At 42.8% G+C, this 1,272-nt stretch carries 2 protein-coding genes; both read right to left on the bottom strand.

Annotation, left to right across the window (positions count from 1 at the left end):
- The coding region (locus ACS8FD_RS15145) for a dual-action ribosomal maturation protein DarP (protein ID WP_439276456.1) at positions 1 to 183 on the bottom strand (183 nt) is incomplete at its 3' end.
- A 119-nt stretch (positions 184 to 302) separates the two neighbouring features.
- A complete protein-coding gene (gene rapZ / locus ACS8FD_RS15140; RefSeq protein WP_439262613.1) occupies positions 303 to 1,262 on the bottom strand; it encodes an RNase adapter RapZ in 960 nt (319 codons plus the stop codon).
- Between the last annotated feature and the right edge of the window lie 10 nt (positions 1,263 to 1,272).

The raw sequence follows: 1,272 nt of genomic DNA, 5'->3' as shown, positions 1-1,272 counted from the left end.
ATTTGCACTGCTAATATCTGCCAATGCCATCAATTCAGCCATAAAGTAGTCACTAGCTGGTAGGTTTTTGAGTTGCTTTTTCGATAAGCTAGCAAGCGGTATTGATAATTCTTGCAAGCGTTCATGAGCTTTTTTAAGTTCAGTACGCGAGACGCGCATGTCCTGTTCTGACCAATCAATCATACAAGCTTTCCAAAATAATAAATAAAAATGAGAGATGGCTGGCAACCATTTGCACCAGCGAAATTTTTATACTACATCATATATATCGCCTATCTACTAATAGAACAGCGGCGATAAAGCTACCAACGGCGCTTTTCACGATGCTTGGCGGCCACTACCAAACCTTGAGGTAGACTCTTTGCAAGATAACGTTGCAGCTTATCGGTGATAAAAACAGACCGATGCTTGCCGCCCGTACAGCCAATAGCAACTGTCACCGTATGGCGATTGTTATGTAAAAAATCTGGCAGCCAACGATCTAAAAATTTTGCAATATCGTCAGTCATCTCGGCGACCTCTGGATAATCAGCGAAGAACTCATCAACCTCTGGATCAAGACCAGTTGCGGTACGCAGCTCAGGGTTCCAATGCGGGTTTGGTAAAATTCTCACATCAAATATAAAATCGGCATCGATAGGACTGCCATATTTAAAGCCAAAAGATAGCAGATTGATCACAATCTTATTGTCTGCACCAATATGATCTCGCAGACGCTCTTTTAGCTGATGAATGTTTAATTTACTCGTATCAATCTTTATATCAGCATAGCTGGCAATAGGCTCTAGTAACTCTTCTTCTTTTTTGATAGCAGCAGGCAGATTGTATGTCGGATAAGTAGAGCTTTCATACTCTTGTGCCATTAGAGGATGTACGCGGCGAGTGGCGTTAAAGCGTGCCACTAAAATAGTGTCCTGCGCGGTCACGTAGATTACTTTGACCGTCTGTTCGCCATAGGTTTGCTTAAGCATCTTATGAATAGAGGCAAAATTGCTTAAATCTGCGCGTGGAGTGCGGATATCGACACCAAGGGCAATACGGCGAATACTGCTCTCACCAACTAATTTATCGACGGCACTTGGTACCAAAGACAGGGGTAAATTGTCGATAGAATAATAGCCCAAATCTTCTAAAATATTTAATACCGAGGTCTTACCCGACCCTGAACGACCTGACACCACCAGAATACTGACGCTGTCATCTTGCGACTTGTCTGTTACTACTGGTCCTGACGTTACTTTGTTGTCTTGATTTGTCCCTATTGCTTCCATG

The sequence above is a fragment of the Psychrobacter sp. 1U2 genome (genome assembly GCF_051847575.1).
This window is presented reverse-complemented; position numbering and strand designations above follow the sequence as displayed.